20 protein-coding genes are annotated in these 17652 nt (G+C 60.3%); all 20 read right to left on the bottom strand.

Annotation, left to right across the window (positions count from 1 at the left end; translation table 11 throughout):
* Window positions 1-600: 600 nt before the first annotated feature.
* Window positions 601-1743, bottom strand: coding sequence for an OmpA family protein (locus tag SJY33_RS12840; RefSeq protein ID WP_379923161.1), 1143 nt, complete (start codon window positions 1741-1743; stop codon window positions 601-603).
* Between the two features lie 168 nt (window positions 1744-1911).
* On the bottom strand, window positions 1912-2376 hold the full coding sequence (locus SJY33_RS12845; RefSeq protein WP_379923162.1) for a DUF2793 domain-containing protein: 465 nt from the start codon (window positions 2374-2376) through the stop codon (window positions 1912-1914).
* A gap of 19 nt (window positions 2377-2395) precedes the next feature.
* Entirely contained in the window at window positions 2396-4579 is a 2184-nt protein-coding gene (locus tag SJY33_RS12850) for a phage tail protein (RefSeq protein WP_379923163.1), read from the bottom strand.
* A 4-nt stretch (window positions 4580-4583) separates the two neighbouring features.
* The gene (locus SJY33_RS12855) at window positions 4584-5003 is read right to left on the bottom strand and encodes a hypothetical protein (protein ID WP_379923164.1); all 420 of its coding nucleotides are present in this window, start codon (window positions 5001-5003) and stop codon (window positions 4584-4586) included.
* Window positions 5000-5809 (bottom strand): DUF2163 domain-containing protein, encoded by an 810-nt coding sequence (locus SJY33_RS12860; RefSeq protein ID WP_379923165.1) that lies wholly within the window; start codon window positions 5807-5809, stop codon window positions 5000-5002. Before SJY33_RS12860 ends, SJY33_RS12855 begins: the two co-directional genes overlap by 4 nt.
* Entirely contained in the window at window positions 5809-8130 is a 2322-nt protein-coding gene (locus tag SJY33_RS12865; protein WP_379923166.1) for a DUF2460 domain-containing protein, read from the bottom strand. The genes SJY33_RS12860 and SJY33_RS12865 overlap by 1 nt, the downstream gene beginning before the upstream one ends.
* 16 nt (window positions 8131-8146) lie before the next feature.
* The gene (locus SJY33_RS12870) at window positions 8147-8728 is read right to left on the bottom strand and encodes a tail tape measure protein (RefSeq protein WP_379923167.1); all 582 of its coding nucleotides are present in this window, start codon (window positions 8726-8728) and stop codon (window positions 8147-8149) included.
* The gene (locus SJY33_RS12875; RefSeq protein ID WP_379923168.1) at window positions 8721-8921 is read right to left on the bottom strand and encodes a phage tail assembly chaperone; all 201 of its coding nucleotides are present in this window, start codon (window positions 8919-8921) and stop codon (window positions 8721-8723) included. Before SJY33_RS12875 ends, SJY33_RS12870 begins: the two co-directional genes overlap by 8 nt.
* Entirely contained in the window at window positions 8918-9232 is a 315-nt protein-coding gene (locus tag SJY33_RS12880) for a GTA-gp10 family protein (protein WP_379923169.1), read from the bottom strand. Before SJY33_RS12880 ends, SJY33_RS12875 begins: the two co-directional genes overlap by 4 nt.
* Window positions 9229-9636 (bottom strand): phage major tail protein, TP901-1 family, encoded by a 408-nt coding sequence (locus SJY33_RS12885; protein ID WP_379923170.1) that lies wholly within the window; start codon window positions 9634-9636, stop codon window positions 9229-9231. The genes SJY33_RS12880 and SJY33_RS12885 overlap by 4 nt, the downstream gene beginning before the upstream one ends.
* Window positions 9637-9647: 11 nt before the next feature.
* On the bottom strand, window positions 9648-10037 hold the full coding sequence (locus SJY33_RS12890) for a DUF3168 domain-containing protein (protein WP_379923171.1): 390 nt from the start codon (window positions 10035-10037) through the stop codon (window positions 9648-9650).
* 156 nt (window positions 10038-10193) lie between these two features.
* Window positions 10194-10739, bottom strand: a complete 546-nt coding sequence (locus tag SJY33_RS12895) for a hypothetical protein (protein WP_379923172.1) — start codon at window positions 10737-10739, stop codon at window positions 10194-10196.
* Between the two features lie 149 nt (window positions 10740-10888).
* Window positions 10889-12046: a phage major capsid protein gene (locus SJY33_RS12900; protein WP_379923173.1), complete on the bottom strand. Its 1158-nt coding sequence runs from the start codon at window positions 12044-12046 to the stop codon at window positions 10889-10891.
* A gap of 80 nt (window positions 12047-12126) precedes the next feature.
* Window positions 12127-12534 (bottom strand): HK97 family phage prohead protease, encoded by a 408-nt coding sequence (locus SJY33_RS12905; protein ID WP_379923174.1) that lies wholly within the window; start codon window positions 12532-12534, stop codon window positions 12127-12129.
* Window positions 12534-12839, bottom strand: a complete 306-nt coding sequence (locus tag SJY33_RS12910) for a DUF6127 family protein (RefSeq protein ID WP_379923176.1) — start codon at window positions 12837-12839, stop codon at window positions 12534-12536. The genes SJY33_RS12905 and SJY33_RS12910 overlap by 1 nt, the downstream gene beginning before the upstream one ends.
* A complete protein-coding gene (locus tag SJY33_RS12915; RefSeq protein WP_379923177.1) occupies window positions 12836-13993 on the bottom strand; it encodes a phage portal protein in 1158 nt (385 codons plus the stop codon). Before SJY33_RS12915 ends, SJY33_RS12910 begins: the two co-directional genes overlap by 4 nt.
* Window positions 13994-14008: 15 nt before the next feature.
* Window positions 14009-15349 (bottom strand): DNA-packaging protein, encoded by a 1341-nt coding sequence (locus tag SJY33_RS12920; protein ID WP_379923179.1) that lies wholly within the window; start codon window positions 15347-15349, stop codon window positions 14009-14011.
* A complete protein-coding gene (locus SJY33_RS12925; RefSeq protein WP_379923180.1) occupies window positions 15346-15813 on the bottom strand; it encodes a hypothetical protein in 468 nt (155 codons plus the stop codon). Before SJY33_RS12925 ends, SJY33_RS12920 begins: the two co-directional genes overlap by 4 nt.
* Window positions 15814-15983: 170 nt before the next feature.
* Complete coding sequence (locus SJY33_RS12930; RefSeq protein WP_379923181.1) at window positions 15984-17222, bottom strand: aminotransferase class I/II-fold pyridoxal phosphate-dependent enzyme; 1239 nt, start codon at window positions 17220-17222, stop codon at window positions 15984-15986.
* 2 nt (window positions 17223-17224) lie between these two features.
* Window positions 17225-17467 (bottom strand): acyl carrier protein, encoded by a 243-nt coding sequence (locus SJY33_RS12935; protein WP_379923182.1) that lies wholly within the window; start codon window positions 17465-17467, stop codon window positions 17225-17227.
* Window positions 17468-17652 lie beyond the last annotated feature (185 nt).

Below are 17652 nucleotides of genomic sequence, written 5' to 3' on the forward strand. Positions count from 1 at the left end.
ACCCAAAGGCCATCATAATAGGGTTCGAAATACGCGTATGATCGAAGTCTAAAGTGATCGCCAGCTACTGGTCGTTACTTCTGGAAGGGCTCGCAAATCTAGGCAACATAGATTGCCGATATTTCCTGTAGATCGTTTCGAAGTGTTTTCGCACCGCCCGTCTGGTTTCAATGAGCAAACAGCAAGTGATCAATATGATTCATCTTGCTAGATACAATTGACACAAGAAGCGGTTCGTTTTCGAAGAAACTGAGAGGGTAGCTTTCAAACATTCAAGTTGAGCCGAATTGAAGTTGTCCTTCCATCGGACGCTGGCTGGCTCGTCAGCGCGGATAGAATGCGCCTAGAAGACGTCTGAGGGCTAGCCGCTCGGAGAGACGGAAAGCAAGCTAGCGCACGAATTTGGATCGTGCCGGATTCATAGTCTAGCGTCATCGAATCTGAGGTGGCGTGCTGGCTGAAACGTCACACTGCACCTTGAAACCATTCGCGTGGTCATGATCGGATCGCGATATGGCGGTGCGCTGAGGACTTGCCAACCAGGCGCAAAAAAAGGGCCGGATCGCTCCGGCCCCTTTCCTTAGTCATAAGGCGACAAGCTTACATGCCCGAACCAGGACCGTAAGTTACTTCCACGCGACGGTTCTGCGCTTCACGCACGCCGTCAGCAGTCGGTACGCGCGGCTGAGCTTCACCAAACGCTTCGCCAGTAATGCGAGTGCCGGGGACACCGCGACCCGTCAGATAGGACTGAACGGCGGCGTTGCGGCGCTCGGCCAAGCCGACATTGTACGACGTGCTGCCCGCACGGTCAGTGTGACCGGCCAGCATCACGCTGGCAGTGCCGCAATTTGCGTACGCTGTGACGGCACTGTTGAGAATGCTCGCAGCCTGCGGAGTGATGTCCGACTTATCGAAGTCGAAGAACACCACGTAAGGCCCGGTGTTGCACGGCGCTGCCGGAGGCGGCGGAGGCGGCGGGGGCGGCGGGGGCGGCGGGGGTGGCGGCGGAGCCACTACCGGCGGCGGAGGAGGAGGAGTTTCCCCACCGAAGTTGTAGCTGATCGAACCCAAGATTGAGTGGCTCGTCAAGCTAGTGTCCAGCGTACGACCCACCGAATCGATGAGGCCGATGTTTGGAGCGTTGAAGTAGCGATACTTCAGGCCGACATCCAAAGATTCGCTAAGCGGGGCGCGAACACCTGCCAATATCTGCCACGCGAAACCTGTGTCGGAATCGTTGTAGGCCCCTGGCCCGTTCAGATCGAAGTTAGCATCCATGTCCACTCTGGCCACACCGACACCACCACCAGCGAATCCTTGAATTCCATCATCTGGACCGAAGTCGAGAAGGCCATTAATCATGAAGCTAAGAACATCGACACCACCGAGTGCAGGCGCGGTAGCGTTAGACAGGCGGCCGTTACGACCACCGGGCTGACCGATTGGGTCGATCTGCAACCCTACGTCCCCGACCGAGATGTCGTCTACGTTTGCGTCGCGATAGCTGGCTTCTGCTTCGAGGCGGAAGCCGCCAAAGTCATAACCGACCATGCCGCCGAAATCGTACCCGGTGTCATAGTTGACGGACGCACTATCGGCGACGCCGTTGACATCGATGTTCTGGTCTTCGACGATCATCACGCCGCCATCACCTTCAATGTACCACTGACCGTCGCGGGCCATGGCAGGTGTGGTCAGCGCGGTCGAAGCCATCGCCATCCCAATGACGAGTTTGCGCATTCTAAAATTCCCCTTTGTATTGGACTTGAGGCACCTTGCGTCTCTATCTTTTCCCCTATCATCAGGCAAGCAATCAATACCGCAGTGGTGTTGCAAGAATGTCGCTTTGGCGGGGTTCCAGTAAGAAATGCACACGTAAAAAGGGCCAAACTTAGCTAATCTGTCAGTTTAAAGCGGTTCTTGGGTGAACATGCCCAGCATCTGTAGCGACTGGATCAGATCGACGATTGCGGCTCTTGCTTCCGTGTCAATTGTGGTTCCTGCGGCGGGCGTGGAAGGCTGAGGGGCGCTTTCCCACTGCGATCGAAACACAATCAAATGACCTTCGGTCTGATCAAAAACTCTCATACCACTGAATGGTGCGACAAAGTGCCAGCCGCCGCCGATGCGCACTGCAAGACTGTCATCTTGCTCTACCCACAGGCCGGTGGCAGGCTTGGTTATGCGGTAGCAGTCGCTCTCTTCGGCATCGTCGGGCGGAGAAGATCGCGATGCTTTCACGACCCCCATACTTAGAGCGTCAAGCAACCCCACTGATTTATTGATGAAAAATTCCTTTTGTGCCTGGCCGGGGATCAAAAGTGGCATGCCGAGGAGCGGCGTGGTGCTGGGAAATGCGATAGGTTCGGGCATTAAAGGCTCTCCGTGTTTTCTAAGAAAGTGGAGCAAGAAGTAGCGGCAGCGACTGAGCAAACGTGCCCATCTGTCTGACCCACAAGTCCCCCGGACCATAAGTGGTCATGATTGCGGTGCGTTCTGCGAGGGTCAGGCGAAGCCAGGGCGCGTCGCGCTGCCAAGCCACGTGGGGCGCATCGGATGGACCAAATCCAACAACGTAGGCCTCACGTTCCTCCACCAGAGGAACCTCGACACTATCGTCCCATCGCCATTGGCCTCGGGCGCGCCGTGTCCAGCGATAAACATGAGCCTGATCGATTTCAGTATGAATGATCGGATGAACGGGACAGGGAGGGCGGCGTGACAGGCCCGCATTGGCAAGCGGAGCGATCACGGGCTCGGGATCACCAGTACCTAATGCAGCAACGCGCGAACCTCCGACCGGTGGGATCAGCACCGAGCTTAGCGGAACAAGACTGTCATCAAGCAAAACTACGGTTGTCTGCGGTGCGTGCCCCTGACTGGCCGCGGTTTCGGTTCCGCCGCGACCCCGAAGCAGACCGGTAAGCTGCCAGCGGCGCTCTCCCAGCGGCAGCGCACGCAAAAATTGAACTAATTCGCCGCCGATGAGCAACCGGTTGGCCCCTGCTGCGATCCCTTCGATATCTGTGTCGATCAGTTCAAGGTCTGGCGCCACCAGATCGATCGTTGCGGTGGCATAGGGCTCGAAAAGCAGGCATTGGGATGCGGGCAAACTATCGTGCAACGTGCCCATGGTGGCGCGCTGCGTTCCGGTTGTCCCAAGATCGATTAGTGCGGTGCCCTGCAGCGCAAACAGGGCAGCACCGCGCCACACGTTCGATTGAGCAGACGCTGCCGCAAAAATCAGGGGAGCGTCCGGGTTTACGCCATCTTCCGGCGGTAGTTCGATCACGGCAAGTCGAGTGGAGGGGATCACAAGGTCGATCGGGCTCAAGCTTTCGCCAGGGTCACTCGGACGAGCCGCTCCTGCCGAAGGCGCAAGTCGCTCCAATTCGACCGTGATGCCGCGGTCCATCCATTCCCAGCTCCGCAACAACCAGTTACCGGGCATGTCAGGGACACGAACGATGCTGCCTGGCATAATCCGGGGATCAAGCTCGCCAATCTGCCAAGTGATCGTTTCGTGCTGCCAACGCGCGCGATTGGCGCTTTCATTGGCAAGTTGGCGTGCACCGCTTGCGCTCATGGTGGCCGGCAGATCGATCATCAGCTCGCGCCCTGCGTCTCTTCCTCCCGCAGCCCTTTGGACGCCTGTCTGATAATCACGCCCATCGTCGTAATATCGAAGCGCGGCAGGCGTGCGCGTTGGTATACCTGCCCGCTGTTTGTACCGTGCATCTTCGCTTGCGCTGTGTTGGAGAGCCAATTGATCGGGCAGAGTGACGGGATTTCTGCCAACGTTGCTGCGCGTGGCGACAGTGAGCCCTTCACTACCCGACATGCAAACCAACGGGATCACCTGATCGATTGCTGCAAGTGTCGAAGCCAACGGTCCGCCTTCATCCGCAAATCCGCGGGCATGAGCGAGCGGCGCAGAGCGCGCAAATGCGTCCGCACCCGGCACAAGTTGATCAAGCGAGATGCCTTCGGCGTCACCTTCAGCGAAAACCTCAAAGCTGAGCGCGGGAATGCGGTTGCCGTAATCACCCAATTCAAGGTCTTCGAATACGACATAGGCACAATCGCGGAAGGCAGGCGCAAATTCTTCTTTGTCAGCGGCAATCAGCGGGTCGACTGCATCGTCGCCAAAGCCGCAGTATACCCGCATGGCACCTCCCACTTTCAGATCGCCTTGAGCCCCACGGAGCAAATTTCCATCGGCCCAGATTCTGCCGATGCGGGAAATAGGTGTACTGGAGAGAGCGACGGCGAAAGACGCCAAATAGGCATAGGTTGTCGTGGAAGGCTGGCCTTTACGGCCTTTTTCCTTCCGCTTGCTTTCGATCAAATCCGTCGACCATATCACCGTGCCGGGCACGCGCATACGTCCGAACTGGCGGGGAATTGCTTGGCCATAGCTTGATGTGCTGATCGCCAGATCCCGCAAGCGCGGACCTTCGCGGCCACCGGGACCGAAAAGACGCGCGTCAATCTGCTGTCCGACAAACGCGCCAATTGAGCCGCCGACCGGCCCGCCGATTGCTGAGCCAAGCGCAGTAAGTACAAGCGTTGCCATCTAGTTATCCTTCTATCGAAACAGCGCGTTGCCATTGGGCACGAACCGTCCAGGTCGGGTCGATAGGCTGCAGAACAACACGCCGAAGCCCGGCGTGCGCATGAATGGCATTGGTGCGATCGGCCGCGATCACGAGATGATGCTGGCAGTGCGCAAGCCTCAGCAACAATATCGTGCCTGGCTTGATAATGCCGGAAACTGCTGAAAGTCCGGATTGCGACGCAAGGGGTAACCACTGCGAAATGTCCAGATTGCGCAGGCTATAGCCACTGGGCGATACCGGTTGCTCTCCCACCAGACGCAAGGCGGCTACGACCAGTCCGACACAATCCAGCCCGGTGAAGGAATTACGTCCGTGAAGTCGGTACCGCGATCCGATCAAACTTCGCGCAGCCTCGGCCAGCGCGACACCCGGATCGGTCACGGCTGTCCGTAACGTGAGAGCAGATCATTCCCCGGCAGGAAGGGTTCGCCCCGAAAGTTTTTTGCATTTCCAAAACGTTCACCACACGTGGCAATGGTATGATCGCAGCCTTCGCGCAGTTCGGCGTGGGTGCCAGACGATGTGCCCGCGACCAAGGGTCTATCAATTACGAGCCAACCGTCGGCGGCATCCACGATACCAAATGAGACACCGGTCTGTGGCCCATTCTGGAAGCGCAGACGCCCATCGATGAAAGCTTCCCCGTTCAGTTCGGTGAATTGCACGCGATTGCCTTCGAGATCGATCGCTGCGAGCACTCCGCTTCTTGTGAAACGCGAAGCGGAAAGACCGCACCCGCGGCCGCAAAATTCAGCGCGACATGTCGGGCTGGTGCGCGGTACCAGATCCCTTTCAAGCAAGCTCTTGGTCGAGCGAAGTTCAGCGGAAAATTGCGAATTGTCATCCGCGATCCGTCCGATCCGGCCGGTGTAGAGGACGTGGTGGTCAAGGCTGATCCAATCCACCGCGCCGATTTCGATCGCGGCGTCATCGAACAACCCCGCTGCCAGTTCCGCCTCGCGAATAGAATCATGGTTGAGCGCACCTTGTACTTCGGCGCTGTCATGCGCGATTTCGGAGGTCAAACGGATTGCTGCCGGGATCATTCCAGGCGCAGCGAGATGACACATGCCGTGGAAGTACAGGTTGCGATCGTGGCTGGCAAAGGCAAGCGCCGCCCCATCCTTGCGGTAGATGCGCCAGAACGTCGCCACCGTGTCGAGTTCCCGATCAAAAAACACACGCATCAAGCGGCCTCCCGAATTTCAATAAGCGGTACTGATGGCGCTTCGCCCGCAGCAAAGTTCACGGCCGCTACATCAAGCCGGTCCTCGGAAAACCGCACCGGGACATCGAACCGAAACCCCGCGCGCACCTCAGCCCCCACGGGCGGGGCAGACAAAAGGCGCAGCAGGCCTTTTTCCCTCAGTACCCATTCGGTTGTTGCGACGCCGCCCACGCTCACAACCAATGTTTGTGCCTGTGGCCGAGTGATCGGGCGAACCTGCGGTTCCGTACCGCCATAGGATTTCACCAGCTGAAAATCGGCACGCGCACCATCTCCGGTACCGAGCAGTTGATCGAGCATCGTGGGGATGCCAGTCATCCCGTTGGAGCTGTTGTCGAATGGATCTGTCACGCGGAACCCCCTCGCCGGGCCGCGCCGCGCGCGAAAAAAGGCGATAAGTTCGGACAATTCGCTTTCCGATCGAATGCCCGGCCCTACATCGAAGTGCAGGCGTGCGTCGGACCACAGCGAATTCCGGCGCTCATGCCCTGAGGCAGTGACGGCGATCGACGTGGAAAACTCCGGAGCTACCGAGGCGCTGCGACCCAGCGCAAACGGATAGGAAATGTTGTCGAAAGATTCCATGGCTTGCTCCGGTGGAGGGGCGAGGCGGGTGTAGCCATCGCGGTTGACCTGGGGCAGGGCCCAGACATATCGACGTGCAATCCCCCGAGAGGCAGCTTCATCAAGCCCGGCGTCGATGCGCGCCCAGAACGTTTCTGCATCAGCTGGATCGAGCACGAAGCCCGCCAGATAGTCCTGATCGCCCACGGGATAACGATAGCGCGCATCCACTGCCGCATAGGCGGTGCGGCGAAGCGCGTCCGCGCCTGCCGTAAGCCAGTCATAGTCCTCGATTTGCAGGCGATCGAAAGCTGGGGCCTCCCATCCGATTGGAAGATTGGCCCGGTAGAGTTCGGGCGCAGCGTCTGAGAGGATGGTCGGCGTGAAGGCGAGCAGTAGCACTTCGGCTGGAGAGGACGCCGCCGCGCGCACGGCCTGCGTCAAGCGGGCGGTCGAGGCTGCCAGCACTGTTCCTGCAGCAACCAGAAGCGCTTTGGCGTCTTCATCGAGAGTGGCTGCAATGTCCGAAATTATCGGCGGATTGCCTCCAAATGCGGATGTGGCTGCAGCATCATACAGGCAGATTTCCCGCTCTGGCGTAACCCACCACCACGGCTCTCCAATCTGAAAGCGAACCGGAAGTCCGACCTCTTCCAGCAATGAAACCAGATTGCCGGCGACGTTCGCGAGCCATTCCATCGCTGCGGTATTGGCAGGAGAAAGCAGGGTCGAAGGCGGCACCCATCCAGTCAAGGCAGCAGCGCCGCTCGCCGTGCGTTGCTTCCAGTCTTCGGGGCAATAGCTATCGAACAGCTCGTACGAAAGCGACGCGATGACTTCAAAACCCTGGGTCCGTGCGAGAGCGAAAAGATTGCGATGCCAGGCCGCGGCTGGTGCGGCCAAAGCGCCATCAGGTGCGGCCCCGAGGGTGCCGTCCGCATCATGCGCAAGCCGCATGAAGTGGCTCATGCCGACATAATGCACGATGTCGTAGCGATAGCCGAGCCCGATGATCCCACGCAGCAGCCGGGCCGGGGTCTGGTTGTAGCTATCGTCATACGCCGTGGCCATTCGCTCGCCATGCGGAGGCACAAGCACATCGCCCACTTCGATCATTGCACCGGCACCGTCGGCTTCGATGTCGGACATGATAACCGAACCGTTGAACCGGGCTGCCAGCGGCGCATTGCTCCCGGCCGCAAAATCCGGCGCGACCAACGAGATGAACAGGCGATCGATATCTTCGGGATAGATCGGCTCGCCGGGCAAAGCGTATCCGCTTTCAAGCGTGGAAAATGGCAATGTGATTTGCGCATCGGTAGGTGTGCCTTGCGCGTAATTCCACAGCCGAACATACCAGGTCCGCGGTGCGCCGGACGCGTCGCGGCCTTCAATTGTCAGGGTCGGACCATTGGGCTGGTCGAGAGCGATTACGCCTTCGGACTGCCAGCGGAAACGTAATGTCGTGTGCGCGTAACTGCGGTCGGTCTGATAGGCGAGCAGAGGATGATCAAGCGTATCGGCGCTCTCCCATATCAGCCCCACCAGCTCACCTGCGTGATGCAGTTCGAGATCGACCCGCAAGGCATCAGGCCCGGTCGTCACGACGGATGCCATCGCGGGCCGCGGAAAATTCACGGTCCAAAAGCGTGGATCGAAGCGCTGGATGAACGTACTTTCCTGCGCACGGCGCTCACGGGCGAGCCAGAATGCCATCGGTCTTCCCCTTTTCTCAGCCTTGCTGCAACGCGCGCCGAACGGCGCTTGCAATCTGGCGCGACGATCGTTGCATGGCTGTTGGTGCTGCCTGGCCGCGGGGCACTGCCACCTGTATGGCAACGCGGACATCGCGGCCGGGCGTGGTTGGGTTGGCTTCGACGCGTCCAGCTGCAGTGGGCACGAACATTTCAGGTCCGCGCTCACCGACCAGGTAAGCGCGTCCTGGCGCCACCGGGCCACCTGTGGCGCGGCCGGGCAATCCAAACAGCGCCCCAACCGATTGGCCCAAAATTCCGGCAAGCCCGCCACCGCTTGCACCGCCACCGGCCTCGCCAAAAAGGCTGCTGAAGCCCGATTGAAGGGCGTAGCTTGCGATCTCGCTCAACGCGCTGAAAGCCACACGCTTGAGATCATCAAAGCCGAGACTTCCGCTTCTCAAAGCCGAAAGTAAGCCGCGTTCAAGCACATTCCCTGCGCGGCTGAACCCATCGAGCAGCGATCCATCGACGGCGCGTCGCAGCGATTCGACATCGCTGGCAAAACCGTCCGTGCGCGCACGCACGTCAATCACGAGTTCTTCGAAATTGTCAGTCATTGGCATCGCGCTCCATCATTTGGGCGATCATTTCGCGGCTTGGCGGGGGAGGGGTGTTGAGATCGTCGGGCGCGGTGAGCGCCATCGCGAGTTCGGCAGGCGTCGCGCTCCAGAATTCGGCCGGACGCCAGCCAAGCTGTTGCGAGGCGAGCGCACACCAACGAGCAGATGCGTCAGCGAACCTTGGGGTCATGCTTCGCCCTGAAGCACCTGCGCCAGAACATTCCGGACAGGCACGGTCGCTCCGACAAGACCCATTGCAAGCACCGCCTGACCGACCGCGATGCGTTCGGGCCGTGCCTCGGAAGGAAAGCAGTGCCACAACAAGGCCGTCATTTCCGTCAGCGTCATGATCCCCTGTGCCGCCCGTTCGACAAGTGCGAACAGCGAGCCCAGCTCTGCTTCAGCGAGCACAAGATTTTCAAAGCTTGGGCGCAAGACATAGCTGACGCCTGCGACCGTCAGGGTGCCTTCACCTCTCAGGGCATTGGCCGCGCCTGTCATGCGGGCACCACTTGGCCTGAGCTTTCAAGCTGCAATGTGTAGCTTCGTTCGCCGTTGAAATCCCCGGCGTAATCCAGCCTCTGCACCAAGAATCGGCCTCGCAGACGTTCGCCGTCTTCGAACGACAATTCGTAATCATCTAGCGTTCCGGCCATTGCATGCGCGCGCACTGCACTTTCTGCGGCGCTGCCAAGGAAAATTCCTGCCGCGCTTACCGAAACCGAACGCGTTCCCGCGCCAGACAGCAGATCACGCCATCCGCCTGATTGTTTGTGGGTCACCACCACAGTGTCTCCATTGATCGACATCTGTGTGGTTCTGAGGCCAGCGATGGTTTGATAGGCTGGCGGCGATGCACCGTCCGCGATCTTGAGCAAAAAGGCGGAGCCGGATTGTGCGGGCATGGAAGTTTCTCCTAGTTCGGTGCGAAGATACGGAAACGGTATTCGACGAGCGCTCCGCGGCGATTGTCGGGGCGGGCTTGGCTGCGCGATCGCAGGAAACGTATCGAAGCGACTTCGAAGCCGGGCTGAAACGGCGGCAGGTCCAGCACGCGTCGTTCGATAGCGCGCAGCAGTTCGGAATCGCCGCTGGTCAGGTCGGTGAAGGTTTCAAGTTCAAGCGCGACGCGGACTTCGCGGCCGTTGCGTTCCTTGGTGCCCCAATCCGCTGATGCGCTTGCGGCAATGCCAAGCCAGGGCGGCGTGACCGACAGCGGCGCCTCTTCAGCGACCGTATGGATCGCCGCCAGTGCCGGATCGGCGGCCAGCCAGGCGACCAACGTTGCGCGAAGATCATTTTCCATCGCGTGGTTCTCCAAACATGTCGGGCCATAAGGCTGTGGCGGAGTGCCAGTCGGTACGCTTGGGTCGGCCAAGCGACACAGCGCGTTTGGCGACGAGCCGCGATGCGCGAACGCGCAGGCGCTGCATCAGCGGTCCCATACGGGCAGACACGCGGATCATCCGAGCCGCACGTCGCGCCACGGACGCCAAAGCGCCGTGACACTGGCCGGGGGAAGACCATGCGACTGGCCCTCGCGATCACGGAAGTTGTACGCTGCAAGCCTGATGATGCCATGCCGGAGAGGGGCAGGGAGGCCGGTCCAGTCCGCGGCAATTCCCACGACCAGATGCACGGCCAAGTTGTCCCCGATGAGCGGGCGCCGCAGCCTGATGCATCCGCTGGATCCAAGGCGCCATTCCAGCGCATCGGCGGGCACTTCGATCACCTCACGGCTGCCATCGGGCGATAGCAACGCGGCTCCGGTAAGCTGGTGTACGGGACGCGAAATCAGTTCATGCCAGCTTCCGGATAACGGAATGATCTCCTCAACTGTCTGACGCAGCGGGGCCTTGCCGGTAAAGGCTTCGCAAATCGTCACGCTGGCTTGGAGAATTTGGCCCAGCGTCTCGTCTTCATTCGGCCGGTTGATCCCGAGCCAGTGCTTGAGCTCCACCAGCGCGGGCTCGCCAGGCGTGGGGGCTTGCACGATTGTCCGCAGCATTGCGGTTTCTCCCAAATGGTAAATGTCATGAAAAAGGGCGCCCGCATCGCTGTTGTCAGGCGGGAGGGGCGGCCTGAAGCGATGCGGGCGCGGTAGCCCGGCGGAGCGCAAGAAGGGGGGGCTTGGCTCCGCCGGGACAAGGACTGTCGTCAGGCCTCGATCTTCAGCAGTTTGATCGCGTTGGAATCGAGCACCTTCCCGCCAATCCGCTTGGTCGCGTAGAAGTGAACGAAAGGCTTGTTGGTAAACGGATCGCGCAGCAGGCGGGTGGGGCTGTGTTCGGCGATGAGATACCCGTGACGGAAGTTGCCGAACGCGATCGGGAAGGCGCCGCCTGCAACATCAGGCATGTCTTCGGCCTCAATCACTGGATAGCCAAGAAGGCGGTCAGGTTGCCCCTCGACCAGACCCGGCTGCCACAGGAAAGCCCCGTCAGCCGTCTTCAGCTTGCGCACGTTTGCAAGTGTCGCCGAATTCATGACGAAGACTGCACCCTGCCGATGACCGGACTTGAGCGAGTGAATCAGATCGATCAACTTGCCATCCAGCGCGGTTCCAAGCCCCGTGGCGTTGCCCGAGCCGATATATTGCGTCACGCCAAAGGCGCGCACGCCGTCTTCTGCGGTGGCTTTGGGCCCGGTCAGGAAGCCTTCGGGCTGATTGACACCCGTCCCGCTGACAAAGGCGCTGCCTTCAGCCCGAGCGAACTCGATGGCAATTTCATTGGCCAACCAGCTTTCCAGATCAAACGCGCTATCATCAAGCATGGTCTGGCTTGCCGCTGGATTGGCATAGAGATCGCCTGCCGGCGGCGCGATTTCCGTGAAGGTCGGCGTATTGGTTTCCGGACGCCCCGCGGTTTCACTGACCCACCCCGATGCAATACCGCTTGTCGAAACCAGTTTTCGATAGCCCGACGTGCCAGTCTGTACGACCTGGGCGATGGCGCGGATCGGGCTGATGTTCACAAGTTCAGCCGCGATGATGGCATCGATCTGGCGGGGAACGGCATAGCCGCCATCGGCCGGACTGATCCCGCTGATCGACTTCAGTTCTGTTTCGCGGCCGCGCCGCAGATAGCCATCGACAAAGCTTTTCACTTCGGTCGTATCAGCAAGCGGTGAAGCGCCGCCCATGACGGGACGGCTGGCCGCCCGCGCCACTTTGTCGAGCCGCGCTTTCACGTCATCGACATCGGTACGAAGCCCGGTGATGTCGGCTTCGGCCTGATCCTGACGCGCGACGATGTCGAAGCTGGCATCCAGCGGATTGGCGCCGGCTGTGTTGGTGGTGGGGGTATTTTCCATGGGGCAGTGACCTTTCGGTTGGGCAGAAAAAAAGCCGCCAAAGCGGCGGCCGTTCGGGGAAAGCGCAAGAAACGACCCGGTCAGGTCACAAGGTGAACCCGGGCAAGGTGGTGAAGCGGATGTGTGACCAGACTGATTTCGAACAGATCGACTTCAAGCAGTTCGCGACCCGTCTGCGAATGACGCGCAGCCCGGGTGCGAAAGCCGAAGCTAAGCCCATTGATCTGACCCCGCATCAGCAGGTGCGCTGCACGGCTATCTGGACGGTCGATCCGGGCAATGACGCGCAAACCGCGCGCATCTTCGGTAAGATGTTCGATTGCACCGATCGTATGGTCGGGCCGGTGCTGCCAATAGAGTGGCACAGGCGCAGTACGGTTTGCCAATGTTCTGGCAAAGGCGCCGCGGCGAATCGTATCACGGCCCGCGTCGGCGATGTCGAACAACGCCGCATAGCCAGCAAAGCGGGTGCAGCTCCGGGCGATCATCACAGCAAATCCCACACGCCAAGCCGCACTGCGATCCCGATCAGAAGCAAGGCCAGCGCGCCGCGCACTATCCAGTCAATCATCGCCTTCCACGCACTGGCCTTGGCATCGCGCCAAGCGCCAAGCAGCTCGCGCAGGGCAATCAGATCGCCTTCTGCGCTGGCATCTCCAAGGCCCAACCGGTCCAGCGCCCGATCAGTTGCAAGGACGCTGGCCTCTTCGATTATGGCGCGCAGCGTAATCATTTCCGCGCCCTCTCCACGCGCCTGCCCCATCAGGCTGGCAAGAATGTCTTCACGGCTCATTGGGCGTTCTCCTCGGGCGGCAGGCCCAGCATCTGGCGCTTTTCAGCGCGGCTCAGAAAATCTGCGTCGGAAACCTGCGACCAGAGGCGTTCCCGATCTTCCGAAAGGGCCGGAACCCGGTCCAGATCGATCCTGAGCTCAACGTCAGGGAACCAGGGGGCGAGAGCTTCACGCAGCGCAGCAAACAGCTTTTCAGCCAGAGGCAGCAAGGTCAGCCGCCACAAGGCGCGGCTGGCTTCACGATAGTTGGCATAGGTATTGTCTCCCGGAAGGCCGAGAAGCATGGGCGGCACCCCGAATGCGAGGGCGATGTCACGTGCAGCCGCACTTTTGAGGGTGGCAAAGTCCATGTCGGCCGGTGTCAGCGCCATGCTCTGCCATTTCAGACCGCCATCAAGCAGCATCGGGCGTCCAGCATTGGCAGCGCCCGAAAAGGCGACATCCAGCTCGTGCTTCAGCCTGTCGAATTGCTCACGCGTCAAAGCCGCGCCGTCGCCCGTTTCATATACCAGCGCGCCCGACGGACGGGCCGCATTTTCCAGCAAAGCACGGTTCCATGCGGTTGCCGCATTATGAATCCGCACGGACTGCCACGCCGCTTCCAGCGCGGCGGCACCGCAGTAGTCATCCAGCGGGTGCATTGCCCTGATGGCAAACAGGCTCGGCCAGCCCTCATCATCGTCGATGGCCAACCGGGTCACGTGTGTCCCAACGGTATAATCATAGGCATGCGGCCATCCGTTGGCGTCAAGCACCACTTTGACCCGGTCCGGGCGCAGCGCGAAAAGCTCCACCGGCGCACCTGATGCGTCCTTGATGATCTGCACGTAGCCGTTGCCATGCAGAAGCAGATTGGCCGCAAGCGTTTCGATCAGTGATTGGCCAGCAGTTGTGGCTGCGACCAGAGCGGCAAGTTTGGGATCGGAACAATGCAGCGGCGCCTGGCCGATGCCTTCGGCAAGCAGCCTTACCGAACGCTGGGCGATCGGATTGGCAAGAAAGCCTTCTTCGATGCCGCGCCGGTAGAGATATCCGCAGGGTCCGGTCGCCATTTCAAAACCGGAACTCCATGCGTGCAGGGCTCCGGCAGCCAAGGGCACGCGAGTGCGCTCCCCGCCTTTGAAGGCGGAGAGCAGAGTGTCGAGCAAGGGCATCGCAAATTCCTTCGGTTAGATGTGCCGCACGCTCGGGCGCCTGGCGCGCCCCAGCAGCAATTCTGTCAGCGCCCATACAGCGGCGTCGGCGCGGTCGGGGCTGCTGCCAGGGCCGGCATAACCACCGCCCACAAGCAATCCGCACAGCTGGTCTTCCAGGCGCGCAAACATGCCGACGTGGCGCACGCGGCCTGCGGCGTAGAGCGCAGCCACCGGTTCGGCCCGTGCGACCTTGCCCCGGCTGGCGTGAACCAGTCTGACCGGCAATGCCTGATCGGCGGCTCGTAATACGCTTTCCACCATCGCGCCGCCCTGATTGGCTTCCGCAATGACCCGGTCAGCTCTCCATTCCTGTGCTGCGTCTGCCACCCGCATGGCCCATTGCGCCGGGGTTGCCCCGCTGACCGAGCAATCGGCCAACACCCGAGCGATGCCGTCTTCCCCCAGGCTGCCGACGATAATCCCGCACTCATCGCCTGTGGCGCTGGCGGGCGGATCGACCGCAACCACGACCCGCACCGCGAGCGCCACCGGCCCGTGTTCGCGCGCCTGTTCCAGCATCGATCTGGTCCACAAGGCGCCTTCGACATCTTCCAGCAGTTCGCCATCGATTTCCTGACGCGCCAGCTGCGTGTTGGCAAATTCATCCGTGATGGCCTGCATGAAACGATCGGGCAGGCAGCCAATGTTCTGGTCGGTTCGGCCTTGGCTGATGACGACATCAACGCTTTGGGCGGCCTGCTTCACCAATCGCTGCACCAAGGGCACTGCGCGCGGTGTGGTGGTAACGGCAATACGTGGTTCCGGACCCAACCTGAGGCCCAGCAGCAGATTTTCCCAGCACCGGGTGGCCCGGTCATGCGCCAACGGCCATTTGCCGATTTCATCGCACCAGGCGTGGCTGTGTTGCGGGCCGCGCAGACCTTCGGGTTCGGCGGCAGAAAACAATTGTGCCTGCGCGCCGCTGCGGAAGCGGATACGATGGAGTGACGGTTCGAAGTGCGGCCTTTGATCCGGGCGATAAACAGCCATCAGCCCGCTTTCGCCTTCAACCATGACGGCGCGTGCCTCTGCCAGAGACGAAGATATCAGTGCGATGCGGGCAGAAGGATTGGCGTCTGCGATCATCCGCACCCATTCTGCGCCCGAACGGGTCTTGCCGAACCCGCGCCCGGCCATAATCATCCAGATACGCCATTCCCCGTCCGGCGGCAGCTGTTCAGGCCGGGCCGTGTATTCCCACAGATAAGGAAAGGTGTTTTTTTCGTCCTGGTTGAGCGCCTTTGAAAGCGCATGTCGGGCTCTGTTGCGTTCTCCGGGCTCGCCGCCAAGTATCCATCGATAAGCCTGGCTCATCCCGCCTGTCCTTGACGCGCCTTTTCCCGTTCCATTCTGCGCCGGATTTCCTCGATCTTGCGATCGATCGATGCCCGCACCTCGGCGGCACTGACATCACGCACCTGGCTTTGCCCGCGTGCGACGGCATCGCGGTGGGCAGAAAGCAGCCTTATGGCGCTGGGAAAATCGAATTTGTCGCTTTCGCCGGTCTTGAAATCACCATCACGCAGCCGGCGGATGATTTCCATTTCAAGATGCAGATACCCTTCGGACAGCGCCGCGGCCCATTGGCGGGCAAAATCAGGATCGCTGCGCCGCAATTTGTAGGCGCGCGAAGCCGTGATCCCCGCCTTCGCTGCCGATTGCGTCACATTCGACGTGGTCGAAAGATGCTCGATGAAGCGGACCCGCCAGCGGCGATCGGCGATGATTGTTTCAGGCTCCTCTTCGGGTTTGGACCGGGCAGATTCAGGGTAGGCCATCGGCATGTCTCCCTTGCGAACAACAAAAAGGCGGCACTTCCCGAAGGAAGGCCGCCCGATGGCGAATCGCTATTTCTCGACTATGCCTTTATCTAACCAGATAGCGTCACGATGTCAATAAAAATAACCAATTCGGTTAAATGAGTGCGCGGGCATGGATCGCTCCATGTTCAAATGATCCCGATGGCTTTCCCCGCACGTTCAAACATCCCGAGGATGGTCTGTACTTGATCCGCAGTGTGTTCGGCGCACAGCGAACAGCGCAGCAGCGTCATGCCTGCCGGGGTGGCCGGCGGGCGGGCAAGATTGACGTAGAGCCCTTCCTTCAGCAACGCCTCCCACATCATCGCGCCCTTTTCCAGATCGGGCATGATGACAGCGATGATCGCGCTTTGCGGTGTCTCGGTGCCGAGCTGGAAGCCCAGTGCGCGCAGCCCGCCGTGCAGAGTACGACTGTTCTCCCACAGATGCGCTCGCTTGTTGCTGCCATGCATGAGCTTGCGGATCGAAGTGGCAGAGCTTGCCATGACGCTCGGCGGCAGGGCAGCGGTGAAGACGTAGGGGCGGCATACCAGCCGCATCACTTCAAATTTCGGATGATTCGAAACGCAGAAACCGCCGACCGTGCCGACGCTTTTGGAGAAGGTGCCGATGATGAAATCGACATCGTCCAGCACGCCCTGTTCTTCAGCGACACCGCGGCCATGTTCGCCGATGAAGCCCATCGAATGGGCCTCGTCCACCAGCACCATCGCACCGTTTTCCTTGGAAACGCGCACCATGTCCTTCAGCGGTGCGACATCGCCCATCATCGAATAGACGCCTTCGAGCACCACCAGCTTGCCCGCACCTTCGGGGATGCGCTTCAGGCGCTTTTCGAGCGCTTCGACATCATTGTGCTTGAACGGCACGACCTCGGCATTGCCCATCGCGCAGCCATCCCAGATCGAAGCGTGGCTATCGATGTCGAGGATGATGTAATCACCCTTGCCCGCCAGCGTCGAGATGATCCCGAGGTTGGCCTGATACCCGGTCGAGAAGACCATCGCGTGATCCATGCCGTAAAATTCGCGCAGCGCGGTTTCGACATCGCGGTGATCGCGGAAGGTGCCGTTCAGCACGCGGCTGCCGGTGGTGCCCGCGCCGAAATCTTCCATCGCCGCCTTGCCAGCGGCAATCACATCGGGATCGAAAGTCATGCCCATGTAATTGTATGTGCCGAGCAGGATCGTGTCGCGCCCGTTGCAGATCGCCCGCGTGGGCGAAAGAACCTCTTCCATGACAAGGCTGAACGGATCTTCCACCCCTGCGGCGAGCAGCGTCTCGCGGGTCTGGATAATCGGATCAAACTTGGCGAGCAGGTCGACAGGCTGGGCTGCGGTCATGGTGTCATTCACGGACGTTGCCATTATCAGCTATCCTGCATCTTGTGCACCGCGGCGACGAGCTGGCCCCAGTTTTCGATTTCGGCCTGCTGGTTCATCGAGATGATAACATCGAATTCGTCTTCGATTTCGGCGACGAAATCCATCACGGTCAGGCTGTCAAATTCAAGATCACCGGCAAAGGTGGTCGAATCCTCGATTGCGACGCCCTTCTTGTTGAAGGGCTCGACCAGAGTGCGGATGCGATCATCGACGTCTGCAGGGGTCATGGCGGGTATGCTTTCTTTGCGTCTGGTGTATGGCGGCGTATGCCAAGGTACTACGGCTGCAAAGCGGCCGATGATGCAGCTTGTCAAGTTTTCGCCGCGCCGCAAGCGCCGCGGCGGTATGGGCGAGGGACTATAATGCCCACATCCAACGCAGGCTGAACAGAACGCACCTGTATAAACACTTC

The organism is Erythrobacter sp. R86502 (genome assembly GCF_042466465.1).
GTDB lineage: Bacteria > Pseudomonadota > Alphaproteobacteria > Sphingomonadales > Sphingomonadaceae > Erythrobacter.